The 23798-nt window shown below is 65.6% G+C and carries 23 protein-coding genes; 6 read left to right on the top strand and 17 right to left on the bottom strand.

Annotated features, from left to right (window positions below; all coding sequences use genetic code 11):
• The first annotated feature begins 19 nt into the window (after window positions 1-19).
• Entirely contained in the window at window positions 20-154 is a 135-nt protein-coding gene (locus tag J0I42_RS06120) for a hypothetical protein (protein ID WP_291653796.1), read from the top strand.
• Window positions 155-243: 89 nt separating this feature from the next.
• Complete coding sequence (locus tag J0I42_RS06115; protein ID WP_291653794.1) at window positions 244-687, top strand: GreA/GreB family elongation factor; 444 nt, start codon at window positions 244-246, stop codon at window positions 685-687.
• 200 nt (window positions 688-887) lie between these two features.
• On the opposite strand, the gene J0I42_RS06110 is transcribed toward J0I42_RS06115, so the two are convergent.
• The 13 genes from J0I42_RS06110 to J0I42_RS06050 form a co-directional block, all read right to left on the bottom strand.
• Window positions 888-2219, bottom strand: a complete 1332-nt coding sequence (locus J0I42_RS06110; RefSeq protein WP_465247644.1) for an aspartate aminotransferase family protein — start codon at window positions 2217-2219, stop codon at window positions 888-890.
• A gap of 9 nt (window positions 2220-2228) precedes the next feature.
• Window positions 2229-3251, bottom strand: coding sequence for a phosphotransferase (locus J0I42_RS06105; protein WP_291653792.1), 1023 nt, complete (start codon window positions 3249-3251; stop codon window positions 2229-2231).
• A 25-nt stretch (window positions 3252-3276) separates the two neighbouring features.
• Window positions 3277-3888 carry a dihydroxyacetone kinase subunit L gene (locus J0I42_RS06100; protein WP_291653790.1) on the bottom strand — a complete coding sequence of 204 codons (612 nt, stop codon included), beginning with the start codon at window positions 3886-3888 and terminating at the stop codon, window positions 3277-3279.
• Entirely contained in the window at window positions 3885-4892 is a 1008-nt protein-coding gene (locus J0I42_RS06095) for a dihydroxyacetone kinase subunit DhaK (RefSeq protein ID WP_291653788.1), read from the bottom strand. Before J0I42_RS06095 ends, J0I42_RS06100 begins: the two co-directional genes overlap by 4 nt.
• A 24-nt stretch (window positions 4893-4916) precedes the next feature.
• Complete coding sequence (locus J0I42_RS06090; RefSeq protein WP_291653786.1) at window positions 4917-7181, bottom strand: N,N-dimethylformamidase beta subunit family domain-containing protein; 2265 nt, start codon at window positions 7179-7181, stop codon at window positions 4917-4919.
• On the bottom strand, window positions 7178-7498 hold the full coding sequence (locus tag J0I42_RS06085) for a N,N-dimethylformamidase alpha subunit family protein (RefSeq protein WP_291653784.1): 321 nt from the start codon (window positions 7496-7498) through the stop codon (window positions 7178-7180). Before J0I42_RS06085 ends, J0I42_RS06090 begins: the two co-directional genes overlap by 4 nt.
• Window positions 7495-8703: a pyridoxal phosphate-dependent decarboxylase family protein gene (locus tag J0I42_RS06080; RefSeq protein WP_291653782.1), complete on the bottom strand. Its 1209-nt coding sequence runs from the start codon at window positions 8701-8703 to the stop codon at window positions 7495-7497. The genes J0I42_RS06085 and J0I42_RS06080 overlap by 4 nt, the downstream gene beginning before the upstream one ends.
• 113 nt (window positions 8704-8816) lie before the next feature.
• A complete protein-coding gene (locus tag J0I42_RS06075; RefSeq protein ID WP_291653780.1) occupies window positions 8817-9872 on the bottom strand; it encodes an ABC transporter substrate-binding protein in 1056 nt (351 codons plus the stop codon).
• A 62-nt stretch (window positions 9873-9934) separates the two neighbouring features.
• Window positions 9935-10735: an ABC transporter permease gene (locus J0I42_RS06070; protein WP_291653778.1), complete on the bottom strand. Its 801-nt coding sequence runs from the start codon at window positions 10733-10735 to the stop codon at window positions 9935-9937.
• 2 nt (window positions 10736-10737) lie between these two features.
• The gene (locus J0I42_RS06065) at window positions 10738-11610 is read right to left on the bottom strand and encodes an ABC transporter permease (RefSeq protein WP_291654041.1); all 873 of its coding nucleotides are present in this window, start codon (window positions 11608-11610) and stop codon (window positions 10738-10740) included.
• Window positions 11610-12692 carry an ABC transporter ATP-binding protein gene (locus tag J0I42_RS06060; protein WP_291653777.1) on the bottom strand — a complete coding sequence of 361 codons (1083 nt, stop codon included), beginning with the start codon at window positions 12690-12692 and terminating at the stop codon, window positions 11610-11612. Before J0I42_RS06060 ends, J0I42_RS06065 begins: the two co-directional genes overlap by 1 nt.
• Window positions 12689-13405: a GntR family transcriptional regulator gene (locus tag J0I42_RS06055; protein WP_291653774.1), complete on the bottom strand. Its 717-nt coding sequence runs from the start codon at window positions 13403-13405 to the stop codon at window positions 12689-12691. The genes J0I42_RS06060 and J0I42_RS06055 overlap by 4 nt, the downstream gene beginning before the upstream one ends.
• 537 nt (window positions 13406-13942) lie before the next feature.
• On the bottom strand, window positions 13943-14590 hold the full coding sequence (locus J0I42_RS06050) for a GntR family transcriptional regulator (protein WP_291654040.1): 648 nt from the start codon (window positions 14588-14590) through the stop codon (window positions 13943-13945).
• A 201-nt stretch (window positions 14591-14791) separates the two neighbouring features.
• On the opposite strand from J0I42_RS06050, the gene J0I42_RS06045 reads away from it, so the two are divergent.
• Genes J0I42_RS06045 through J0I42_RS06030 form a run of 4 tightly spaced genes read left to right on the top strand, consistent with a single transcriptional unit; the run spans window position 14792 to window position 19372 of the window.
• The gene (locus J0I42_RS06045; RefSeq protein ID WP_291653772.1) at window positions 14792-16246 is read left to right on the top strand and encodes an amidohydrolase family protein; all 1455 of its coding nucleotides are present in this window, start codon (window positions 14792-14794) and stop codon (window positions 16244-16246) included.
• Window positions 16247-16267: 21 nt separating this feature from the next.
• The gene (hydA, locus tag J0I42_RS06040) at window positions 16268-17731 is read left to right on the top strand and encodes a dihydropyrimidinase (RefSeq protein WP_291653770.1); all 1464 of its coding nucleotides are present in this window, start codon (window positions 16268-16270) and stop codon (window positions 17729-17731) included.
• 17 nt (window positions 17732-17748) lie between these two features.
• The gene (locus tag J0I42_RS06035; protein ID WP_291653769.1) at window positions 17749-18411 is read left to right on the top strand and encodes an aspartate/glutamate racemase family protein; all 663 of its coding nucleotides are present in this window, start codon (window positions 17749-17751) and stop codon (window positions 18409-18411) included.
• Between the two features lie 31 nt (window positions 18412-18442).
• The gene (locus J0I42_RS06030; protein ID WP_291653767.1) at window positions 18443-19372 is read left to right on the top strand and encodes a dihydrodipicolinate synthase family protein; all 930 of its coding nucleotides are present in this window, start codon (window positions 18443-18445) and stop codon (window positions 19370-19372) included.
• 36 nt (window positions 19373-19408) lie between these two features.
• Here the strand turns inward: J0I42_RS06030 and J0I42_RS06025 are convergent, their stop codons facing one another.
• From J0I42_RS06025 to J0I42_RS06010, 4 genes are read right to left on the bottom strand one after another with little or no spacing between them, the layout of a single operon-like run.
• Window positions 19409-20854, bottom strand: a complete 1446-nt coding sequence (locus tag J0I42_RS06025; RefSeq protein WP_291653765.1) for an ABC transporter substrate-binding protein — start codon at window positions 20852-20854, stop codon at window positions 19409-19411.
• Window positions 20851-21885, bottom strand: a complete 1035-nt coding sequence (locus tag J0I42_RS06020; RefSeq protein ID WP_465247649.1) for an ABC transporter ATP-binding protein — start codon at window positions 21883-21885, stop codon at window positions 20851-20853. The genes J0I42_RS06025 and J0I42_RS06020 overlap by 4 nt, the downstream gene beginning before the upstream one ends.
• Window positions 21882-22901, bottom strand: a complete 1020-nt coding sequence (locus tag J0I42_RS06015; protein ID WP_291653761.1) for an ABC transporter ATP-binding protein — start codon at window positions 22899-22901, stop codon at window positions 21882-21884. Before J0I42_RS06015 ends, J0I42_RS06020 begins: the two co-directional genes overlap by 4 nt.
• The gene (locus tag J0I42_RS06010) at window positions 22898-23791 is read right to left on the bottom strand and encodes an ABC transporter permease (protein ID WP_291653760.1); all 894 of its coding nucleotides are present in this window, start codon (window positions 23789-23791) and stop codon (window positions 22898-22900) included. The genes J0I42_RS06015 and J0I42_RS06010 overlap by 4 nt, the downstream gene beginning before the upstream one ends.
• Window positions 23792-23798: the final 7 nt, after the last annotated feature.

The raw sequence follows: 23798 nt of genomic DNA, 5'->3' as shown, positions 1-23798 counted from the left end.
GCATCTGAAAGACCTGACCATGGGCAAGAAGAACCGCAACGGAAATCGAGAGCCGAAGAAGCCGAAGAAGCCCAAGCTCCCGATGCAGACTGCGACCTCCATCGCCGAACTCAGCAAGCTGCAGAACACACCGAAGAAGAAAGACGGGAAATAGCAGCGGGCCCGGGAGCCCCTGAGACAGGCTGGCGGGCTGGCGCCCGCCAGCGACATCCTGAAGATTATTCGCGCCCCGAGCCGGACGGAATGCCGAAAGTGGAACTGCCGGAGATCACGATCACCCATGAGGATCTCGATGTCCTGACGCGTGTCATGCGGGAGGCCGTCGCGGAAGGCCGCTACGCGGTCGCGTCCCGCTTGGGCAACGAACTGCACCGGGCGCGAATCGTGCCGACAGCGCACGCTCCTGAAGGCTGTCTCACCCTGCATCTGGAGGGGCGCTACCTGGAAGAACGCAGCGGCGCGGTGCGCGACGTGGTTCTGGTCCCGGGCCGGGGACGTGCTTCCGTCGGGCTGGTCTCGGTGCTCAGCCGACTGGGTACCGCGCTCATCGGTCTGTCGGAAGGCCAGGCCATCAGCTGGCTCGACCCGCGTGGGAAGCCGCGTGTGATCCGCCTCCTCAACGTCAGTCGTCGAGCTGCCAGCCTGACCGCGCGAGACAACGGCTGCGGTTTAGCTCAGCGGATCTGAGCCGGCAGCAGACATCGAAGCGGAGGCACGACATATGACTTCGCGCCTCTAGTCTATCGTGCCTACCAGCCGGGAAAATTCACACGCAGATGAATTTCAGCGCGGAATAATTTAAGTTAAATCTAAGTAGTTTGCATGTGGAATTTAATTTTATACCCGTGTTATTTGGCGAAATCCAATTTTCAGTAATGCGTGTTAGATCAAGTTTTTTGGAGCGATAGTACTTCGCTCATGCGCTCCATGAAAAAGTCGACGTGGGATGTTTCGAAATTCAGCGGTGGGCGGATTTTCAGGACATTGGCCCGCGGTCCGGTCGCGCTGATGAGCACGCCACGCTCGCGCAGGCCATTGACGATGGTGGTGGTAAGAGCGGCGTCCGGCTCCCTGCCGGTTCGGTCCTTGACGATCTCGACACCGATAAAAAGCCCGACCTGACGCACATCGCCGATGGCTTCGCAGGATGCGGCGAGCGCTTCCAGCCTCTCCCGGAAGTAAGCTCCGGTTTTGTGTGCGTTTTCGAGGAGACCCTCCTCCTCGATGACGTCGAGGACTGCGGTTGCCGCAGCGATGCCGACGGCGTTGCCGCCGAAGGTGTTGAAATAGCGTGACCGCTCGCCGAATTCCCGAAGCGTCTGCGGATTTGCGGCGAGGCCTGCTACGGGGTAGCCGTTGCCCATGGGTTTGCCGAAAGTGACGAGATCCGGCAGCACGCCGTGGCGCGCAAAGCCCCACATGTTCTCACCGGTGCGCCCGAAGCCGGACTGAACCTCGTCGGCGATGAAGAGGCCGCCAGCCTCGCGGATCGCGGCCGCTGCGCCCTGCAAGACGCCAGCCGGATGGGGGTAGATGCCGTCGCTCGAGAAAACGGAATCCGCAATGAGCGCGGCCGGACGGATGCCGTGCCGGCGCATGTCCGCGATGGCACGGCGCACGTCTGCCTCGAAGGCGGCGCCGACATCCGCTTCGCCGGTCCGGTAGGCGTCCGGCGCCGCCACGGTGCGGGTCGTGCGCGCGAGCGGTACATGCTCACCCAGGGAGGGCGAGATCGCGGCTACCGTACCCGTCACTCCGTGGTAGGCGCAGGCCGTCACGATGACGCCCTCTCCGCCTGTGACGCCGCGCGCGATGCGAAGGGCGAGATCGTTCGCTTCACTGCCGGTGCAGGTGAACATCATCTGCCCGATGCTGTCGGGCAGGGTCGCGAGGAGACGTTCCGCGTAGGCGAGAATGTCTTCGTGCAGGTAGCGGGTGTGGGTGGCGAGGAGGCCCGCCTGGCGCGAAATCGCCTCGACCACCTTCGGATGGCAGTGGCCGAGCGAGGCGACGTTGTTGTAGACGTCGAGATAGGCCTGCCCCGCTTCGTCGTAGAGCCAGACGCCTTGCCCGCGCACCAGATGCACCGGCCGCTCGTAGAACAGGCGATAGGCGGGCCCCAGCACACGCTGGCGCCTCGACACGAGAGCGTTCTCATGCTCGCTAAGGACGGCGGCGCCGGGAACGAAGGCGTTTACCATGGAGCGGTCCACGATCATCGTCGTCTCCTAGAGTGCGCAGGCGGCTGCGAAGACCGCGCGGGCTTCGCCGCGGGACAGCCTGGCAAAGCGCTCCAGGCCCAGCCAGGCGCGCGGATTGTTGCGAAGGATGTAGGCGCTGTTCGCCGGGTGGCACTGTGCACGCCAATGGGTGATGACCACCGTGGTCGCGAAGCGCGCGGCGATGAGGTCGAACAGCAGGTCGATTTCCAGCGGAAGGAGCGGCGTGACATCGTTATAGGCGCCGACCATTTCGGCGATGCCGTCCAGCGGGTGGCCCTCGGCGCACACGTGATAGGCGGTCGCGATGGCGAGGTCGTTGACGAGGGGCGTCAGGACCATGTCGCCGAAGTCTATGATGCCCGATACAGCCTCATCGTGCCCGATCAGAATATTGTGCGGATTGAAGTCGTTGTGCACAAGCTGCGCACGCAGCGCGGGAAAATGGGGCTCGACTTCGGTGGCGAAGCGCTCAAGGAAGCTCTCCACCAGCGCTCGGCGGCAGGTGTCGTCGATGTAGGTGGTGAACTGGCGCAGGCGCGAGGCGTGCCTGATATCCCAGAGAAGATCGTGGTCCCCTTCCGGATGCGAAAAATCCTTCAACGCCAGGCCGAGCCGGGCAAGGCACGCGCCGATGTTGCGGCGCTGGCGCGACGTGCCGTCCAGAAGGTGCAGCGGTTGCCCTGGCAGATAGGTGAGGACGCGCGCGATGCAGGTCGCCCCATCCAGGGCGAGAGCAAGTTCGTGGTCGCCATCCCTCGTCGGCACGAGGCGCGGTACCGGAAGGCCGGGATCGGCCGCCTCGATATGCAGCAGGGCCTTGGTCTGCAGATCGGTGAGGCTGCTCGGCTCGGCCGGGTTGGTCACCTTGAGGACGAAGCATTGCCCGTCCGCCTGCTCGATGCGGAAATTGGCATCCCGCTCGCTCACCAGCCGCCTGGCCTGGCCGTCGAGCCCGAAATATGCGGCTGCGATATCCCGCGCCTCGGCTTCCGACAGATGCGGGGGCGCCGATTCCAGCGTCGAGATCATGGCCAGCGTCGACCCTTGCATGTCGTCAGACGCTCTCAGCCATGCGCAGTGCGGCGAGCATACCGGGATCGACGATGCCGATGGAATCCTCACCGAACATGCGCGCCCGGCCGATGCGGTTCGCCTTGCTGCGGAACAGCTCGGCTGCTTCGGAAGCCGCGCGGACACAGACCTTGCGCAGGTCGTCCGCAGTGCCGTCAGACGCCGTGGCAGCGGCCATGGCAGCGAGCGAATCGAGCACCGTCTTGTCGCCGGGCTCGGCCTTGCCGCGCCGCGCCATGGCGTCCATCGCGGCGCGCAGGAGGCCCGAAATCTCCGCAGGCTTCATCTCGGTCCGGCCGGAGGACGCCTTGGCCGCAGCCATGAGGCCCGTCGCGGTGAGCGTGCCGAAGGAGGAGGCGGAGCTTTCCTGGAACGCCACGGCGCAGGTGAGGAAGACGCCGGCGATGTCGGCGGGCCTCGCCCCGGCGAGCTTCTGGGTCGCTGTGCGCCAGCCGTTGGACAGGGTGATGCCGAGGTCGCCGTCGCCGAGCCTACCGTCGGCCTCGTTGAGCTCCGCTGCGAAAGTCTGTGCCGCGGCGGCGAGCCGGTCGACTGCGCGGATCAGTTCGTCGACCGTGAAGGACGAGGCAATCATGCCCTATCCCCTGCTACCTGCCAGAAGGCGCAGGCTGCGGGGGCCTTCAGCCAGGTTTCCAGCTCGTCGTCGAGGGCCATGACGGTGAGCGACATGCCCGCCATCTCCATGGACGTGGCGTAGCGTCCGACGAGGGGCATCACGATCCTGATGCCGTCGGCTTCCAGGATCTGCCGCACGCGGCGGAAGGCCACGTAGAGCTCTTCCGGCGGAGTCGCGCCAAGGGAATTGACGAGAACCGACACGCGCTGACCGGAAGCGAGAGGCATGTCCTCGCGCAGGCGCGCTACCATTTCGTCGACGATCTCGTCGGCGGAACGCAGGCGGTTGCGCCAGATGCCGCGTTCGCCGTGGATACCCATGCCCATCTCGATCTCGTCCTCGCCGAGGGTGAAACTCGGCTTGCCCGCCTGCGGTACGATGCAGGGCGAGAGGGCGACGCCGATGGAGCGGCAGGACTCTGCCGCCTTGCGGGCGGCAGCGGTGACGGCAGTGAGGTCGCCGCCGGCGTCGGCCGCGGCTCCTGCGATCTTGAAGGCATAGACCATGCCGGCGACGCCGCGGCGTTTGGCGGCTTCGGCCAGCGGCGCGGATGCCACGTCGTCCGCGACGAGCACCGTTTCGGTGCGCAGGCCTTCGAGCTCCAGCATCTCGCAGGCCATGTCGAAGTTCATGACGTCGCCGCCATAATTGCCGTAGAGGCACAATACACCGGCGCCGCGTTCCGCATGCTTGATCGCCTTGCGGATCTGGTCCGAGGAGGGCGAGGCGAAGACATCGCCGATGGCGGCGCCGTCGAGCAGGCCGGGACCGACATAGCCGGCGAAAATCGGCAAATGGCCGGAGCCGCCGCCTGTAACGATGCCCACCTTGCCATCCCGGGCCGGAACCGAGCGCACCAGCACGCGACGCTCCGGCTGGGCATAGTATTCGGGATGGGCGGAGCACAGACCGTCCAGCATCTCGTCGACGAAGTCGACGGAGGAATTGATGATCTTCTTCATGATACCCGTCTCAAGGTTGGCGGCTTAGCCGCCGATCTTCGGGAACGGCGCGTCGTCGACGAACCGCTTCAGGACGTTGAGCGTGATCTGCGCGACGTTGTTGTCGAAGTTCTGCCAGGGCATTGCCGCGACCCAGGAGATGGAGCCGGAGGAGAACACTGCTCCGCCATGGCCCGTCTCGAAGAACACCATGTCGGCGCGAACCAATTCGTTCTCGACGCCGCCGACCCGCAGATGCGTGGCATCGAGATCCTCGTTGGCGAGAAGCATGTTGTCGGTATGACCCTCGGAGGTGGCGAGCACGAGCGCGTGAGGCGGGGAGCCCAGATTGCGGTCGTAGCGGTCGATCTCCTGCCCCGCGGCGCCGCCGAAGCCGACACCGAAATCACCGATGATCTCGTCGTCGACGCCGTCGAAGATGAACTTCGCCCGTGGATCATTCGCATCGGCATTGCGGCGATAGTGGGTTGCTATGTCGAAGCCCTGTGCCGTGAAGCCGACGCCGACGAGCGTGTTCGGAGCGCGGCCGTTGCGACGCCAGAGGCCGCCATATTCGCCGGTGAAGCTCATGTAGTATTCGCCGGGCTCGGCGACCCATGGGCGGGTGCCGTCTTCGCCGCGCCTCACCTCGAGCACGCCGGGGAGCGTATCGTGGAAGGCGACGCGCCAATAGAAGCCGTTGCCGCCGAGATACATGAGCCGTCCGCCACGCTGCAGGAAGCCGACGAGCCCGTCCCACATCCGGGCGGAGGTATATTCCGGGTGCCCGCCGGTTAGGATGACGTTGTAGGGATCGAGAAGATCGCGGCCCTCGCGATCGAGATCCTCGTCGGTGATCACGTCATAGTCGAAGCCGTGATGGCGGAGGAAGGCGAGGACATAGCCGTCGCCGGCAAGGCTCGACAGGCGCGTATTGGGCCGCATGTTGAGCACAGGGCGCAGATAGGACGAATAGCAGACGCCGCTGCCGTCCGTGTGGCGCTCGTAGAGCGAGTTGCCGAGATCGGTGCGCTGCTCGAGCAGCACGTCTTCCGGACCGAACTGCCACAGCCGGCCGCGATAGGCTTCCGACATGGGGTCGCGCTCGGTGAGCCGGTAGTTGGCATAGGCGAGATAGTGGGCCGTGGGCGCGATGAACACGATCTTCGGCCGCTTGCCAGCTGGCTGGCCCGGCAAGCGGCGGGGCGGGCGCACGAAGAACATGATGTAGCCCGGCATGCCGCCGTCATCGAGCTGCACCGCATAGCAGCCGCTCGGCATGTCCTCTGGCACGGTCCATTCGAAATCGGCTTCCCATTCGGCGTCGTAGAGATCGTCGTCATGGAAGTGAATGGCGCCGTATTCATGCGGCACGACCTTGAAGTCGTTGTTGCCGCCCGTCCAGTTGAAGCCGGTCATGGCGCGGGCGGGCAGGTTTACCGCCTCGCCGTGGCGCAGCGACAGGGACAGGTCGCGCACCGTCGTCGTACCCTGGTCGAGCGAGAAGTCCCAGCAGCCGAGCACGTCGGCGGACAGTTCCGCGGGCAGGCGATCACCCGCGAGAACCGCGATCTCGCCATCGTCGAGAGCGCGGCGCGCCAGACGAGGCCGGTCGATCTTCCCGTTGTAGAAGCCGGCATAGGGCTCGGCCGGTCCGCCGGCCGCATGGGCGGCCATTGACAGGGTGCCGCCAGTCCAGGGACCCGGGACGGAGACCGAGCCGTCCGCGCTCGCCGGCTCGTTGATGAAGGGGTAGGGCCGCAAGGGCTGCTGCGACACGCGCACCTGCCCCGTTTCAAGGTCGAAGGTTGCGGAAGCGAGGTACCATTCGCGCGTCAGAAGCGGCCGGCCTGTCGAAACGGTGACGGGCTTGCCGCCCGCGCCCGCAAGGGTCAGCGAAAGGGCGCCCTTCTCGTCGAGCTCGAAGCGGAAGCCTGCATCCTCCGCCGCGTTCCAGCAGGCCATCAGAGTCTGGCGGCCGCCTTCGCCGGGAAGCGTCGGCCAGATATAGGCCTGTACGGTGAAGCTGCCGATCGCTTCCGGCTGCCGATCGGCAGGGAAGCGGATATACGAGCCGGTGACGATGCTCTGGTGACGGGCGGGATATTCGCCTGCGAAATCTGCGGCCACCGCTTCCTCGATGAGCCCGCAGCCGCCGGCATGGCTGTCCATGCTGTGCATGCGCAAGAGGCGGGCACGGTAGGAGGGCGCCTTGCCCTCCTCGCTCACCATGAACTTCACCACATCGCCCGGGGCCACCGACTGATGGTCGGCATATCCGATGATGTTGAGCTTGGGCAGTTCGTTCATTTGGAAAGCGCCTCGTGCAGATCCTGGCCGGTAAGCTTCAGCCAACGGCGTGCGAAGACGTCGCGCTCGGCCTCGAATTCGTCGGTATAGATCCTGTTCATGGAGACGACGTGCTCCTCGCCCGGTCCGCCGAGGCGCACCAGCGCCCATTTGCGGCCTGGCTCCAGGATGAGCAGGCACGGCTTCTCCGTGGCCGCCTCGCTCCGCATGAAACGCAGGATGCGCTGCAGATTGGGGCTATGCCGGCCGACCGGCATCTCCATGAATTCCTTGGCGTAGGGAAGATCTGCGACCGGATCGATGGATTTGATGGTCATCGCGAATACACAGCCTCTCGGTTCCGGGCGCGCAGTGCGTCCCGGTGCGCCGCGTCGGCGGCCTGGGACAGGTCGGTCAGAAGGGCGTCGATAGCCGCCTCGTCGTGGTTGAGGCTCACCCAGAGCTGGACCGAATCCGGATGCCAGGCCCGCGCGGTGCTGTAGCCCTTCGCTTCGAGCATCTCGTCAACGGCAAAGACGTCGATCTCGTCGGACGCAAGGAAGAGGTGGGCGGCGGCCGGCCTGCCGATGACCTTGAGGCCAGGGATCGCGGCGATGCCGTGCTCCAGCCGCTGGCGCAGGGCGATGACGCGGCGGGCGATATCGAGATAGCCTTGCCGGCCCAGTTTCTGCATCACCGCCCAGGCAGCGACCAGCGGACCGGCCGGGCGCGAGCCGGCGACCCCGGATGTGGCATAGTGCCCGAACGGCCAATCCTCGAAGCGATAGTCCTGATGCTCGAACAGGGCGGCTTCGCGCAGCAGGAGGACGGAGACGCCCTTGGGCGCATAGCCGAACTTGTGCAGGTCCGCGGACATGGAGCGCACGCTCGGCACGCGGAAATCGAAGGTGGGGACGGCCTGGCCGAGCGCCTCCGCGAAAGGCACGAAGAAGCCGCCCATGCAGCAGTCCACATGGAACCAGAGATCATGCTTCTCGGCGAGCGCGCCGATCTCCGGAATGGGATCGACGGTGGCATAGGCGGCCGGCGGCGCGGAGCCGACGATCATGATGGTCTGCGGCCCGATGAGCGAGGCCATCTGGGACACGTCCGCCTGGAAGTCGATGCTGCTCGTGGCACGGCGGGTGCGCATGCCGAGCATATGCGCCGCCTTTTCCAGCGAGGGATGGGCGGTGTGTGCGAGCACCACATCGAAGGGCTCCGCGACGCGGCCTTTCGCCCGCGCGGCATCCCGCGCCGTCTTCAGTGCCATGAAGTTGCTTTCGGACCCGCCGATCGTGACGGTGCCGATGGCCCCGGAGGGGGCGTTCAGCAGATCGAGGGAGAAGTCGATGACGTCTCGCTCGATCTCTCGAAGACTCGGAAAGGAGGAGCCGGCATAGAGCACGTTCTGTTCCACGACCCGCGTCTGCACCTCGCAGATGAGATCGATCACCTCGCGGCCGACGAAATAGCTCGGGCGAAAGCTCCTGGGGTCATGGACATCCACGTCCGCAGCCTGGGCCTTGTCGAGCTTTGCCATGATCTCTTGATGAGAGATCCCGTCGGGCGGAAACCGGCGCCTTGAATTGTCGAGGGGATGGTGCCCCGCCCAATCGGTCATCGTCTTAACTCCTAGCCGGATATGGTGAGGGCTTACTTCAACAGCCACTCGTTCCAGCGCTCGCGCAGCTTGTCGCGGTTCTCGGCGACCCACTTGTAGTCCGGCACGATCTGGGACTTCAGGTTTTCGGGATAGGCGATGCGGCGGGAGCGCTCGGCCTCGGGGACGAGTTCCAGCGAGGACCGGTTGCCGGTGTCGTAGTTGACGACATTCGCGAAGGCGAGGTGAGCCTTGGCGCCGCCGAGGAAGAAGTCGAGGAACTTCATCGCGGCTTCAGGATGCCGGGTGCCTTTCGCCACCGCCCACAGGCCGACGTCGCGGATCGACTGGTTCCAGTTCAGATCGATGGGATGGCCTTCCTTCATCACGCCGACGGCGCGACCGGACACGACCATGGCGAGAACGACATCACCCTTGCGCAGCGCCTGCTGGGCCTGATCGTTGCTCTTGTACCAGACCGCCACATGCGGCTTGAGCTGATCGAGCTTCTTGTAGGCGCGGTCGAGATCGAGCGGGAACAGCTTGTCGGCGGGGACGCCGTCCGCAAGGAGCGCCATGGTGGGCACCCACCATTCGCGGTCGCCCGTATCGGGCAGGCCGCGCGGGCCCGGGAAGGTCTTCACGTCCCAGAAGTCAGCCCATTTGGAGGGTTTCTCCTTGGGGAAGGCTTCCTTGTTGAAGGTCACGACCATGCCGCCGAGCGTGCGGATGATGCCCCAGCCGGTGCAGGCGCCTTCGATCCCCTCCTTGGCGAGGTTTGGCAGCTTGGCGCAATCGATCGGCTGAAGCAGATCGCGCTTCTCGATGAGATCGGCGGGGCCGGCGGTGATGATGTCGAATGCGGAGGAGCCGGTCTTCAGTTCCGCCTGCAGCCTGGCGAACTGGGCCGGAAGCTCGGTATCGACCCGTACAACCTTGATCTTCGTCGCGGCAGTGAACGGTTCGTAGAAATTCTCCTGCAGTGCCTTCGCGAAAGCACCGCCGGTCGAGGATATGACGACCTCCGGATCCGCAGCGCGGGCGGCGGAGCCGGCTGCCAGCGCAAGCGCGCAGGAGAAGATCAGAGACGAGGCAGTGGCAAATTTCATGGCATTCCCTCTGTTATTGCTTGGTTGAACGTTGGCGTGGCTTCGCCGGTGAAAATTCGCGCTCACTTGCGATCGGATTTGAGGAACGCCGTCGCGGCGAGCACGAGGATGGTCGCAAGGGTCAGCAGGGTGGCGACGGCAGCGAGCACCGGCGTCACATTGAGCTCGACATCCTCGAAGAACTTGCGGGCGATGGCCTTGTCGCTGACACCCGACAGGAAGAACGAGATCACGGCCTCGTCGAAGGAAATCAGAAAGGAGAACAGCGCTCCGGACGCGATGCCCGGCCAGATGATCGGCAGGGTGATGCGGCGGAAGATCGTGAACCTGTCCGCGCCGCAGACATAGGCGGCGGCATCCAGATCGACGTCATAACGCTTGAGGATGGCGGAGACGCTGAACAGAACGAAGGGGATGGCGAGACAGGCGTGCGACGCGACGAAGGCGGCGATGGAGCCGACCATGCCGAGTTGCTGGTAAAAGAGCAGCAGCGCGATGGCGACGACGATCTGCGGCAGGATCATCGGCATGATGATCACGAGCTGCATCAGGCCCCCGAAGGGCACCCGCGAACGGGTGAGAGCGAGGGCTGCCGCGGTGCCCAGCACGACGGAGACCACCGTGGTCAGCACGCCGACCTTGAGGCTGAACCACGCGGCGCGCAGCCAGTCGCCATCGTTGAAGAACTCGCCATACCAGCGGAAGGTGAAGCCGCGCGGCGGAAAGTTGAGATAGCCGTCTGTGCCGAAGGACATGGGCACGATGATCAGCGTGGGCAGGATGAGGAAGGCTGCGACGGCTATCGCAAGGGCCAGCATCAGCCATTCGAAGCCGGACAGCATGCGAGCGGGGGTCGTCTCCATCTCTAGCCCTCCGCTCGCGTGACGAGGAAGAGGCGCCGGCAAAAGGGCATTGCCATCAGGACAACGGCGGTGATCACGGCCGAGAGCGCCGCGGCGAAAGGCCAGTTGAGCGCATCCAGCGCCTGTTGCGAGACCAGTGTGCCGATCATCATGGAGCGCGGGCCGCCGACGAGAGCGGGCGTCACGAAAAAGCCGAGGCTGATCAGGAAGACGAAGAGGCAGCCTGCGCCGACTCCGGCTGCGCTCAGCGGTGCGGTGATGCGGCGGAAGATGCTGAATTCCGACGCGCCGAGCACGAGGGCGGCACTGCGGAACTCCGGCGGAATCTGCCGCAGGCTGCCCCAGAGCGGCAGGATGAGGAACGGCAGGAGCACATGCGCCATGGCGATGACGACAGCGCCGTCGGTGTAGAGAAGCCGCAATGGCGCATCGGTGAGACCGAGGCCCGTCAGCACGCTATTGACGATACCGTTGCGCTGCAGGAGCACGGTCCATGCATAGGTGCGCACGAGTACCGAGGTCCAGAGCGGCAACAGGACGAACAAGGCCAGGAGCGCGAGCTTCCAGCCGCGCAGGCGCGACAGGAGCCAGGCGACAGGGTATCCCAGCACCAGACAGGTCAGCGTGACCAGGAACGAAATGACGAGCGTGCGGATCAGAACCCGCAGATAGATATCGCTGCCGAACAGCCGGGTGTATTGCTCGAAAGGCGATGCGTCGCCCTCGAAGCTGCGCAGGAGGAAGGTGATCACCGGCCCGACGAATAGGGACGCGATCAGCGCTACCGCCGGCAGGATCAGCAGCAACCCGACCAGGCGGCTGAGATCACGCGGGGAATCCGCCGCGATATCGGGCCGGTGGTGGACCGTGCCCATCACGCCGCCTCGGCGAAAACGGGGACCGTATCGACCCTCAGATCGAAGGCGACATGGCTGCCCGGCTGGGGTTTCGGGTCATGGGCCCCGATAACGACCGTCACGTCGGCGCCTGTTGCAGTGCGCAGGACGCAGGTCGTCTTTTCACCGAGGTATACGCATTCGAGTACGGTGCCGGAGCCAAGGGCGTTGTCGCTGTTTTCGCAGATGGCCAGGTTCTCGGGCCGTATCGCGATCCGCAGGGGCGTACCCGGCGGCGCGGCAGAAGGACGGAGCGCCTGCGGGTTGACGCGGATGCGGCGCCCGTCGGGCAAAAGGGCGACGAGGACCTTGTCGTCCCATCCGTCGAGACGCGCTGAGAGGAAATTCACGTTGCCGATGAACTGCGCGACGAATCCGTTGGCGGGCTCCTCGTAGATTTCCTTCGGCGTCCCGATCTGCTGCATCTTGCCTTCCGCCAGCACCGCGACGCGGTGGGAAATGCGAAGCGCCTCTTCCTGGTCGTGGGTGACGAAGACGATGGTGAGATTCAGCTCTTGCTGGATGCGGCGGATTTCGTCCTGCATCTCCAAACGAAGCTTGCGATCCAGAGCGGCGAAGGGCTCGTCCATGAGCAGGACCGGCGGATCGTAGACGAGGGCGCGAGCAAGGGCGATGCGCTGCTGCTGGCCGCCGGATAGCTGTCCAGGCAGTCGATCCCCGAAATCCTGCAGGCGCACCACCCGCAGCGCATCGGCTATCTTGCGGCGCTGCTCCTGCACACTGACCCCGCGGACCGTGAGCGGGAAGGCGATGTTCTGCGCCACCGTCATATGCGGAAACAAGGTGTATTTCTGGAAGACCATGCCAAGATTGCGCTTGTTGGCAGGCACTTTGACGATGCTGCGCCCATCGACGAGCAGGTCCCCGGCGCTGGGATGCTCCAGGCCCGCGAGCATCATCAGGAGCGTGGACTTTCCGGAACCCGATGGGCCGAGCAGGGAAACGAATTCTCCGGCCTTGATGGCCAAGTCCACGTTTTTCACCGCTTCCACGGTGCCGTAGAATTTCCGGACGCCGACAAAGGAAACCGCGCCGCTCATGTCGGGATGTCCTCCGCTGCCACGCGTGATGTCGAACTCGCACCGAGCATGCTGAGCAGATGATCGGACGATTCCAGGATGTCGGCCTCGATTGCGCGCCGTGCCGCCACGGCGTCGCGCTGCTTCAGTGCGTCGGCGATGAGCCAGTGATTGGGCATGGAGCGCTCAAGAGCTGCGGAATCAGGCATCATCCAGCGCACATAGGCTCCGACCCGCAGCCACAGGCTTTCGATCATGCTGACGAGCGCAGGCATGCGCGAGGAGCGGTAAACGCCGAAATGGAACTGCCAGTTCGTGCTGAGATAGCCGTCCACATCGCCGGCATCCACCGCGGCCTGCATGGCTGATACCGCCTGCTCGATCACCTCGAGCTCATGAGGGACGATGGCCTCGGCCGCCTTTTGGGCCGCTAGACCTTCCAGCATGATGCGGATCTCGCGCAGTTCGCGATAAGCCTCGATCGTCAGTTCCGGCACCGCCAGTGTGCGGTTGCCGTCGCGAGCGACCAGAGCGCCCTCCGCCTCCAGCCTGTCCAGCGCGGCGCGCACCGGCATCGGGCTGATACCGAGCGCCTCAGCGACGCCGCGGACCGTCAGCGGGTATCCCGGGGAAAACCGGCCGCGGATGAGCCCCGTACGGAGCTGCTCATAGGCCAGCTCCTTGAGATTGCGCCGCGCGACAGGCGTGAGGAAGGCAAGGTCGTTGAGGGACATTCACATCGATCCGTTGACCCCTGCAGTAAGCGGCGCTGTCACTGAGATGTCAATATCTGTGATCACAGATTTTTCGTTGTGATATCTCGGTGTCGACATCAGCACGGTGCGCCGTACTTTCTGCGTCAGGATCGTCGCTTTTCGGGTGCCCCGTCGATGCGGCCGCGTCGCCGCATATTCCAGCGCTGCGGGATCTGCCTCGAGATCATGCCCGCCCGCCCGAGGGATTGGCGGTGCATCGCTGCATGCTACGAGCAATGCGCCAACATGTTCTTGCCGGTTTTCGCTATCGCCGCCGGTTCATCCTAAGGCTCAACGAGTCCCGAGCCTGGGTGGGAAGCATCCGATGTGGTGCGAGCCGCTTCGGATGCCGCGGGTGCAAGGCAGGCTGAAGGCAGCAGACAAGGGGCAGATGCATCACGATATGCGCGCCGCCGCCTGTTTCCGGGCAGGTATGTCGGATACATCTCGCTGCCTGGCGCGGAGAGGTGAATTTCCCCTGTCCGGTGGTTTTCGAATCCCGGCTCGTGGCGCGGGTCAGAACAGTCGTCGCAAGTGATCCATGACGCTGGATCGGACATTGTCGATATGGGTGCGCATCGCATTCTGGGCGCGCGTCACGTCCCGCGCGGTGATTGCTTCGATGATCTCGAGGTGCTCGCGCACTCCTGGCTCGAAGCGCTCAGGCAACCGTCCCATGTCGAAGATCTTCGTTTTTTTCCGGAGATCGGCGATCATTTCCGCCAGCAAGCGAGATCCGGCGAGACCGGCGATAATCTGGTGGAGCCGGTCGTCGACCGTCACATGCTCCTCCGCGGTCGGCTCCACCCCGTCGCGAAATGCGGCGATGCGGGCCGCGACCGCCTGGAGCTCTGCCGACCCGCCGGTTTCGGCGGCGCGTCCCGCGGCCTCGACCTCGAGCAGTCGCCTGATATGCAGAATCTCGATGAAATCGTCGGTGGACAGACGGCGCACCACCGGGGTCAGCCCCGCCGTGCGAAGCACCAGCCCTTCCATCATCAGGCGCATCGTCGCTTCGCGCACGGGTGTCCGCGAGACGCCGAGGCGCTCGGCGAGTTTCTTCTCCTGCAGCGAGGTGCCCGCGGGGAGTTCGCCATTGAGGATCATGTCGCGTAGCCGCTCGTAAGTGGAGTGGCCGAGTGTCGAGGCTTGGTCGGCGGTCAACGCAGGGGTCCCTTCATTCGTGCGGCTTGGAGCTGCAGCATTTCCCTTCCGGACGCAACGGTGCCCGCCCAACGCATCGTCGGCAGACCTGCGTCGGACGTTGAATTCTGAGGGTTCACGGTCTGCCATTCCATGTGTATACCATTGGTATGTTGAGGTCACGCGGCGCCCGGGCGATGCTCCGGCGATGCCAGAGGAGAGATGAGCTTGGCCGATCTTATCGTCACTGGTGGCGCCGTCATCACCATGGATGCGTCGCGTCGCATCCTTGAAGACGGGGCTGTCGCGGTCACAGGCAACCGGATCGTCGATGTCGGTCCAAGCGAGGAGATCGCCCGTCGTCACGGTGCCCCGCATGTGATCGATGCCCGGCGAAAGGCGATCATGCCTGGCCTGGTCGACGGGCACGCCCATGCCGGGCACGGATTGATCAAGACGATGGGCGGCGGCCGCGGTGACCTCTGGTATGACGCGTGTGAAAAGGCCTACACGCTGGGCTCGTCCGAAGCCTTCTGGCATGCCGAGGCGCAACTGGCCGCGCTCGAGCGGCTTCGCTTCGGAGTGACGACCGGCGTTTCCCTGCTCGGTGGCGGCGACAGCATCATGCGCACGGATGATCCGGGCTATGCGGCGGCTCACTGTGAGGGAGTCGGCGCGGTGGGGACCCGCTCGCTCGTCGCGATCGGCCCGACGCGGCCGCCGTTTCCGCGGACCTATGCACATTGGGACGGCGAGCGGCGCAGAGACCTTCAGGTCGACTTCGACCGTCAGATGCGGACCTGTCGGGATGTGATCGCGCGCTGGCACGGGGCCGTCGGGAACCGCATCCGCATAGCCATGTTGACGCCGACGCTGCGCGACGAACATGTCGACGGCCTCGATTCCGCGACGCTCGAAGAAGCAAGGCGCCAGACGCTCGCCGCCCGCGCCCTGTCTCGCGACACCGGAACGCTTTTCACCCAGGACGGCCATACGCGAAACAGTGTCGCCTACGCCCATGCGATGGGTCTGCTGGGACCTGATGCGCTGTTGTCGCATGCCACGAACCTGACCGAGCGCGAGATCGCGATCTGCGCGGAAACGGATACCCGTATCGCGCATAATCCGAGTGCGGTTGCTTCGATCCTCGGTCGCTGCCCGGCAACGGAGCTTCTGGATGCGGGCGTCACCGTCTGCCTCGGCTCGGACGCGACGGCCCCGGATCGCTCGGCCGACATGTTCCGCCACATGCAACAATGCATGCACTATCACCGCACGCATTTCCGCGATCCCGCGGTGCTTCCGGCGGGGCGCGTACTCGAGATGGCGACGATCGACGGGGCTCGTGCGCTCGGGCTCGAAGCGGAGATCGGGTCGCTCGAGGCCGGCAAGAGGGCCGATATCATCCTGGTCGACCTCGCCCGGCCGCATCTGGCGCCGATGAACATGCCCGCTTTCCGCGTCGTCTGCTTCGCCAACGGAAACGACGTGGACACCGTGATCGTCGATGGTCGCGTGCTCATGCAGGCTCGCCATGTGCTGAGCGTCTCGGAGGAGGCGGTGATCGAGGCGGCACAGCACGAATGCGAGCTGATGCTGGAGCGCACCGGGCTGAGCCACCTGCTCGCGATGCCGGAAGACTTCTTCGGTCACACCCGCGCGAACGACGCCAACTGACGCTCATTACCGGAGACAGCGATGGCAGCCTTCCAGTACGACACGGTCATCCGCAACGGTACGATCGCCACCGCGACCGACGTCTTCGCGGCAGACCTGGCGATCGTGGGCGAAAAGATCGCGGCGATCGGCCATAGCTTGCCGGCAGGAGGGCGCGAGATCGACGCCTCTGGCATGCTTGTGCTGCCCGGCGGTGTCGATACCCATTGCCATATCGAGCAGTTGTCGGGCGGCGGCCTCATGAACGCCGACACCTTCGAGAGCGCGACGCGCTCGGCTGCCTTCGGCGGTACGACCACCGTCGTCTCCTTCGCTGCCCAGCACCGCGGCGCCGATCTCGCGGCAACGGTCGAGGACTATGCGGCACTGGCCCGACGAGGGGCGATGGTCGACTATGCCTTCCACCTGATGGTCGCCAATCCCGACGAGGCGACCATCTCGCGCGACCTGCCGGCGCTGATCCGGGCCGGGCATCGCTCGGTCAAGGTCTTCATGACCTACGATGCCGTGCAGGTGAACGACGAGCAACTGCTCGACGTGATGGCCGCCGCGCGTGCGGAAGGCGCCCTGGTCTGTGTCCACGCCGAAAATCATGGGCTGCTGAAATGGATGGGCGAGAGGCTCGTCGGCCGCGGTTACGTCGCGCCGAAATTCCACGCGGTCAGCCATCCGCGCGCTGCCGAGGTCGAGGCCTTCCACCGCCTGATCGCGTTTTCCGAGCTGCTCGACCAGCCGATCGTGATCTTCCACGTCTCGACGGCGGAAGGCGCGGCCGTGATCCGCGAAGCGCGCGGGCGCGGGGTCAAGGTCTTTGCCGAGACCTGTCCGCACTACCTGCTGATGACGGCCGGTGACCTCGACCGGCCGGGGCTGGAGGGCGCGAAATGGATCTGCTCGCCGCCGCAGCGGACACCGGCCGATCAGGAGGCTCTCTGGCGGGCGCTGTCCCTCGGCGATCTTCAGATCCTGTCATCCGATCATGCTCCCTACCGGTTCGACGCCAGCGGCAAGCTGAGCGCCGGCGACAACCCCAGTTTCAAGCTGATCGCCAACGGCATGCCCGGTCTCGAGATGCGTCTTCCCCTGCTGTTCGACGCCATGGTCTCTAAAGGCCGGATGGGGCTGTCCAAATTCGTCGAGCTCACCGCGACCGCCCCCGCCCGCATCTACGACCTGACCGGCAAGGGGTCGCTGGCGATCGGAGCGGATGCCGACATCGCCATCTGGAATCCCGAACGCTGCGTCGAGCTGCCCGAAGAACTCCACGACAACGCCGGCTACAATCCGTTCGCGGGACGCACGGTCACCGGCTGGCCTGAAACCGTGCTCCGGCGCGGCGAGGTCATCGTCCGTGAAGGTGCGGTCACCGCCAGGCCGGGGACCGGCCGGCTGCTCCTGCGCCCTGCCGGCGAAGCCACGATGCCGACCGGGCGGCTCTCTCCCGAGTTCGATCCCAGCCGAAATTTCGGCGCGGATCTCTACTGAGCCGGGGAGCGTTCCGCATGAGCCGCACAATCTTTGTCATAAATCCCAATTCCTCGACGTCGGTAACCGAGGCCATCAATCAGGCCGTCGAGCCGTTGCGCACCGCGCAGGGGCCACAGATCGCCTGCCTGACGCTGCCGGAGGGGCCTGCGGGCATACAGAGCCAGCGCGATGTCGACGGGGTCATCGGCCCTCTCCTGAGCCGGGCGAAGGAGCTCGAGGAAGACGCTTCGGCCTTCGTCGTCGCGTGTTTCAGTGATCCTGGCCTGCATGCCCTGCGCGAGCAGAGCCGGCGCCCGGTCTTCGGTATCGCGGAGGCGGGCGTCCTGACCGCGCTGACCCTTGGCCAGCGTTTCGGCGTCATCGCGATCCTGCCGACCTCGATTCCCCGCCACCTGCGCTATTTCGGCGCGATGGGCGTGATGGCGCGCTTCGCGGGCGATCTCTCGATCGGCCTCGGCGTGACCGAACTCGCCGACGAGGCGCGAACCTATGAGCGAATGCTCGCGACCGGCCGGTCGTTACGGGACGGCCATGGTGCGGACGTCATCGTCATGGGCTGCGCGGGCATGGCCCGCTACCGCCGGCGCCTCCAGGGCGAACTCGGCATCCCGGTGGTCGAGCCGACCCAGGCCGCGACCGCGATGGCGCTCGGCCGCGTGCTGCTCGCCGATCTCTGACACTCCTCCCTACCCGAAAGATCTCACCTCCATGGCACTCATCAATGAAGCCGCGTCCGGCGTCTACGTCATCGCGGTCACCCCGTTCACCGACCAGGGCGCGATCGATTCCGCCAGCCTCGATTCAATGGTCGATTTTTATCTCGACAAGGGCGCGGCGGGTCTTACGCTGCTCGGCATGATGGGCGAGGCGCCCAAGCTCACCGCCGCCGAATCGCTTGCCGTCGTCAAGCAGGTGCTGGCGCGGGTTTCTGGCCGGGTGCCGGTCGTGGTCGGCGTTTCCGCCCCGGGCTTTGCGCCGATGAAGGAGCTGAGCGACCAGGTCATGGACGCCGGCGCCTCGGGAGTCATGATCGCTCCCCCGTCAGCCCTCAGGACGGACGACCAGATCTACGCCTATTTCGAGACGGCCGCCGCGATGCTCGGCGATACTCCCTTCGTGCTGCAAGACTATCCGCTGGCGACAGGCGTGCAGATCTCGGCCTCGCTGATCCTGCGCATCGTCAAAGCCTTGCCGAGCTGCGTCATGCTCAAGCACGAAGACTGGCCGGGGCTCAACAAGATCGGCGCCCTGCGCGTGGCGAGCGATCGTGACGGAGGCCGCCGTATTTCCATCCTGTGCGGCAATGGCGGAGTTTTCCTGCCTGAAGAACTCAGCCGCGGGGCCGACGGAGCCATGACCGGCTTCGCCTATCCCGAGATGATGGTCGATGTCTGCAAGGCTCATGCGGCGGGCGATGTCGAGCGCGCGCACGATCTCTTCGACGCTTATCTGCCGCTGGCCCGCTACGAACTCCAGCCCGGCTTCGGTCTGCAGATCAGGAAGCACATTCTGGCACGGCGCGGGGTCATCGCCTCGGCGGCGCTGCGCGCGCCGGCTGGCAGGCTTTCGCCCGGAGACCTCGCCGACATCGACCGGCTGATCGTGCGCCAGGAGCGGCGCCTGGCGGCTCTCGCGTAGATCGGGGAGTGCCGCTCCGCCGCTCCGGGCGCAGGCTCAGAGCGGCGGAAGGGTGCGAACGTCGAGCACGCCGTCGGTGTGCATCCGCCAGCCAGGATGGTCGCCGCGCAGGCCGATCACCCGGCGATGGTTGTAGAGATAGAGCCAGGGCGGGTCCTGCAGCAGCAGCCGGTAACACTGCCGGTAGAGCTCCTGACGCGCTTCGGGTGACACCGTCGCGCGCGCCTGGTCGATCAGGCGTTCGACGGCCGGGTTGGCGTAGCCTTCCCACCATGAGCCACGGACACGGGAATCGATCTTCTCGTGCAGAACGCGGAAGACGCTCATCGGGCTCGAGTCGAAGATGCAGAGGTCGTGGATGGCCTTCCGGCGGACCTGATTGGCGTAGTGGACGCGGTCGGGCTCCGTGTGGCGCTCGAAGCGCACCCCGATCTCCGCAAGCTGCGTCGCGACCGCGCCGGCAAGCGCCTCTGCCTCGTCCGGCAACCGCGTCGGGCAGTAGAGCTGAAGCGTGAAGCCCTCGCCGTGGCCGGCCTCGCGCAGGAGCCGCCTCGCCCTTGCCACGTCGCGCGCGAAGGGCTGCGCCTCGGGGTCGGCCCCGTAATGCACGGGGCTGACGAAGCCGTGCAATGACTGACCGGCTCCCCCGAGCACGCCGGAAACGAGCGCCTCCCGGTCGATTGCGAGATTGAGCGCCAGCCGTACGCGCGGATCGCTCGCAGGCCCCCCGGCGGCGTTGAACATCATGATCAGCGCCGTCGGCGCCAGGTAGTCCTGTATCGTGAAGGCGGGCGCGGAGAGCGCCGATTGCGCAGAGTGGGGCAGTCCGTTGGCGATATCGGCAGAGCCGTCCAGCAGCGCCTCGGCGCGGGCCGGTGCCGTCTCGCCCTTGACCCAGGCGATGCGCCTGAAAGTGGGGGCGCCGTCGAAATGATCCGGATTGGCGACGGCTTCGATCCGCTCGCCGGGAACGTAGCGCTCGAGCCTGTAGGGACCGGTTCCCACTGCCCGTTTTACGAGATCCTCGCCGGCTGCCTCGATTGCGGCGGGAGAGACGATGTGCCCGTAGGCGAGAATGTCGAACAGATCGGCGAGCGGTTCAGCCAACGTCAGCGCGATCTCGTGACACCCGAGCACCTCGACCGTCATCCCGGCGAGATATTGCGCATAGACGCCCGGCGCCCCGAGCGTCGCGCCCATGTCCGGCCGCGCCATCCTCAGCAGCGCATAACGCACCGCGTTCGCATCGCAAGGCTCGCCATCGTGGAAGGTCACGCCCTCGCGCAGGCGGAACGTGAAGCGCCGAGCATCCTCCGACATCGACCAGCGCGTGGCCAGCGACGGCCCGTAACCACCCCCTGGCATGCGCCGCACCAGCGTGTCGAACAAGGCACCGAAGACGGTCAGAACGTCGTTGGCGTCGGTGCAGGCGTGGGGATCGTCGAGGGCGATCCGGGACTGGCTGATCGTGACCGTGGTCATGGATGGGTATCCGTGGAGGCGGCGAGCGCCGTGGCGTCGTGGAGATGGCAGGCGACGGACTGCCCGCCCACCTGCGACCGCAGGATCGGCCGTTCCAGCGCGCAGCGGTCGAAGGCGAGGGGGCAGCGGGTGCGAAAGCAGCAGCCCGTGGGCAGGTTGAGCGCGCTTGGCACCTCTCCCTTGATCTCCTCGGCAGCGGCCGCGAGCGGCTCGCCAAGAACCGGCGCCGCGGCCAGCAGTGCGCGGGTATAGGGATGTTTCGGGTTTTCGAATATCGCCTCGGTGGGGCCGGTCTCGACCATGAAGCCGAGATACATCACGCCGATCCGATCGCTGATATGGCGCACGACCGAGAGGTCATGGGTGATGAAGAGATAGGAGAAACCCATCTCGTCCTTGAGATCCATCATCAGGTTGAGGATCTGGGCCTGGATCGAGACATCGAGCGCCGAAACCGGTTCATCGGCGATGATGAGCTGTGGCTCGACCGACAGCGCACGCGCGATCCCGATGCGCTGGCGCTGACCACCGGAGAACTGATGCGGATAGCGGTCGGCGTGCTCGGGGCCGAGGCCGACCTTGGCCAGCAGCGCGAGGGCCCGCTCACGGACGTCGCGCGTCCTGCCCGGCGCGTTCTCGAGATAGGGCTCCATCACGATGTCCGCCACGCGCTGGCGCGGGTTCAGCGAGGCATAGGGATCCTGGAAGATCATCTGCATCTTGCTGCGGATCGGCCGCATGCGGGTGAAGTCGTGGCGGGTGATGTCCTCGCCGTCGAGCACGATGGCTCCCGCCGTCGGCTCATGGAGCTTGATCACCGTCTTGGCGAGCGTCGACTTCCCGCAGCCGCTCTCGCCGACGATGCCGAGTACTTCGCCGCGTTCGATGGTCAGACTCACGCCGTTGACCGCGTGCACGATGCGCCGCGGCGCCGTGATCCGGCCGTTGCGCAGGCGCAGGCGGTCGAAGAAACCGCCGCTCGCGTCGAAGCGCTGTTCGAGATCGGAAACCTGCAGCAGTGGCGCCATCAGAGCTTCGCCTCCAGCGGGAAATGGCAGGCGGCGGCCTGGCCTGGCGCGAACTCCGTCAGCACCGGCTCCACCTCGCGGCACAGCGGCTGAGCCGCGCGGCAGCGCGGCGCAAACGCGCAGCCGGGGGGCAGCTTGCGGATGTTCGGCACAGAGCCGGGAATCTGGTGCAGCCGACGTTGCGAGCGATCCTCGTGGGGGATCGAGTCGAGCAGTCCGCGCGTGTAGTGATGGGCCGGGCCGCGGATGAGCTGTGATGTCGGCCCCCGCTCGACGATACGGCCGCAATAGAGCACGACCACCCTGTCGGCCATCTGCGAAACCGCGGCGAGATCGTGGGTGATGAGGATCAGCGAGGCGCGGGTCTGCTCGACCTGCCGCTTCATCAGCCGCAACAGCTGGGCCTGGATGGTCACGTCGAGCGCCGTCGTCGGCTCGTCGGCGATCAGCAGGCGGGGGCCGGCGATCATCGCGATCGCGATCACGACGCGCTGGCGCATCCCGCCCGAAAACTGGTGAGGGTAGTTGCCGAGCCGCTCCTCCGGCTGGGAGATACCCACGTCGCGCAGCATCTCTATGCAGCGCGCCCGGCGCGCGGCGGCCGGCAGGCCGGTGTGGAGGCGCAGCATCTCTTCGAGCTGGTTGCCGATCGTGTAGAGCGGGTTGAGCGCCGTCATCGGGTCCTGGAAGATCATGCCGATACGCTTGCCGCGCACCTTGCGCATGCCGGCTTCGTCGAGCGTCAGCAGATCCTGGCCCTCGAAGCGGATTTCGCCGGCTTCGATCCGCCCCGGAGCGTCGATCAGACCCATGATCGAAAAGCCGATCATCGACTTGCCGCCGCCGGATTCTCCGACAAGACCCAGGATCTCGCCCGGTGCCAGGTCGAAATCGACTCCGTCGACCGCCTTCACCACCCCTCCGAAGGTGTGAAAATGCGTCTTCAGCCCGCGGACAGAAAGCAGCGGCGAGGGGGCGTCGGTTCGGGCGGTGCCGGGGCGGGACGGGGGCAGGGTCATTTCAGGCGCGGGTTGAGCTCGTCGCGCAGGAAGTCGCCGAGCAGATTGATACCGAAGACGATCAGCATGATGAAAAGCCCGGGAAATACCGAAATCCACCAGAGTCCCGAGAACAGCACGTCGAACCCGTTCTTGATGAGCAGCCCCAGCGACGGCTCCGTGATGGGCACGCCCACACCGAGGAAGGAGAGCGACGCCTCGATCAGGATGAACGTGCCGACCTGGATCGTCGCCACCACGATCAGCGGCGTCAGCACATTGGGCAGGACATGGCGCAGGATGATCTTGCGGTTCGGCAAGCCCGACACCCGCGCGGCCTGGACGTATTCCTTCTGCGCTTCCCGGAGCGTCGAGCCGCGTACGATCCGTGCGTAGACGACCCAGCCCACCGAGATGAGCGCGATCAGCACCTTGTCGACGCCGGTGCCGAAGGCCGACATCAGGAAGAGAGCAGTGAGCACCGAGGGAAACGAGAGCTGGATATCGGCGATCCGCATGATGAGGCTGTCGAGCCTGCCGCCGTAGAAGCCCGCGAGAAGTCCGAGGGTGGTGCCGAGCAGGCAGGAGCCCAGCATTGCTGCGAGCCCGATGAACAGCGAGATGCGGCTGCCGTAGACGATGCTGGCGAGAACGTCCCGCCCCTGTCCGTCCGTGCCCAGAACGTATTGCGAGCTTCCGCCGTCGAGCCAGGCGGGCGGTTTGAACGAATCCATCAGCTCGAGCTGGGCGACGTCATAGGGGTCCTGGGCGACGAGCCAGGGGCCGATCGTGATCATCGCCATGAACATTGCAACGATCACGCTCCCCAGGATGGCGGAGCTGTTGCGCCGGAAGTTGTGGAAGAATTCCGAGGCAGCGAAACGTGAGACGGAAGATGAGACCGCGTTCATCCGGGAG

The organism is Allobosea sp., assembly GCF_017308015.1.
GTDB lineage: Bacteria > Pseudomonadota > Alphaproteobacteria > Rhizobiales > Beijerinckiaceae > Allobosea.
This window is presented reverse-complemented; position numbering and strand designations above follow the sequence as displayed.

Coding starts and splice junctions, on each gene's coding strand:
- J0I42_RS06120 (WP_291653796.1), top strand. CDS start 20: ATGGGCAAGAAGAACCGCAACGGAAATCGAGAGCCGAAGAAGCCGAAG.
- J0I42_RS06115 (WP_291653794.1), top strand. CDS start 244: ATGCCGAAAGTGGAACTGCCGGAGATCACGATCACCCATGAGGATCTC.
- J0I42_RS06110 (WP_465247644.1), bottom strand. CDS start 2,219: ATGATCGTGGACCGCTCCATGGTAAACGCCTTCGTTCCCGGCGCCGCC.
- J0I42_RS06105 (WP_291653792.1), bottom strand. CDS start 3,251: ATGATCTCGACGCTGGAATCGGCGCCCCCGCATCTGTCGGAAGCCGAG.
- J0I42_RS06100 (WP_291653790.1), bottom strand. CDS start 3,888: ATGATTGCCTCGTCCTTCACGGTCGACGAACTGATCCGCGCAGTCGAC.
- J0I42_RS06095 (WP_291653788.1), bottom strand. CDS start 4,892: ATGAAGAAGATCATCAATTCCTCCGTCGACTTCGTCGACGAGATGCTG.
- J0I42_RS06090 (WP_291653786.1), bottom strand. CDS start 7,181: ATGAACGAACTGCCCAAGCTCAACATCATCGGATATGCCGACCATCAG.
- J0I42_RS06085 (WP_291653784.1), bottom strand. CDS start 7,498: ATGACCATCAAATCCATCGATCCGGTCGCAGATCTTCCCTACGCCAAG.
- J0I42_RS06080 (WP_291653782.1), bottom strand. CDS start 8,703: ATGGCAAAGCTCGACAAGGCCCAGGCTGCGGACGTGGATGTCCATGAC.
- J0I42_RS06075 (WP_291653780.1), bottom strand. CDS start 9,872: ATGAAATTTGCCACTGCCTCGTCTCTGATCTTCTCCTGCGCGCTTGCG.
- J0I42_RS06070 (WP_291653778.1), bottom strand. CDS start 10,735: ATGGAGACGACCCCCGCTCGCATGCTGTCCGGCTTCGAATGGCTGATG.
- J0I42_RS06065 (WP_291654041.1), bottom strand. CDS start 11,610: ATGGGCACGGTCCACCACCGGCCCGATATCGCGGCGGATTCCCCGCGT.
- J0I42_RS06060 (WP_291653777.1), bottom strand. CDS start 12,692: ATGAGCGGCGCGGTTTCCTTTGTCGGCGTCCGGAAATTCTACGGCACC.
- J0I42_RS06055 (WP_291653774.1), bottom strand. CDS start 13,405: ATGTCCCTCAACGACCTTGCCTTCCTCACGCCTGTCGCGCGGCGCAAT.
- J0I42_RS06045 (WP_291653772.1), top strand. CDS start 14,792: ATGAGCTTGGCCGATCTTATCGTCACTGGTGGCGCCGTCATCACCATG.
- hydA (WP_291653770.1), top strand. CDS start 16,268: ATGGCAGCCTTCCAGTACGACACGGTCATCCGCAACGGTACGATCGCC.
- J0I42_RS06035 (WP_291653769.1), top strand. CDS start 17,749: ATGAGCCGCACAATCTTTGTCATAAATCCCAATTCCTCGACGTCGGTA.
- J0I42_RS06030 (WP_291653767.1), top strand. CDS start 18,443: ATGGCACTCATCAATGAAGCCGCGTCCGGCGTCTACGTCATCGCGGTC.
- J0I42_RS06025 (WP_291653765.1), bottom strand. CDS start 20,854: ATGACCACGGTCACGATCAGCCAGTCCCGGATCGCCCTCGACGATCCC.
- J0I42_RS06015 (WP_291653761.1), bottom strand. CDS start 22,901: ATGACCCTGCCCCCGTCCCGCCCCGGCACCGCCCGAACCGACGCCCCC.
- J0I42_RS06010 (WP_291653760.1), bottom strand. CDS start 23,791: ATGAACGCGGTCTCATCTTCCGTCTCACGTTTCGCTGCCTCGGAATTC.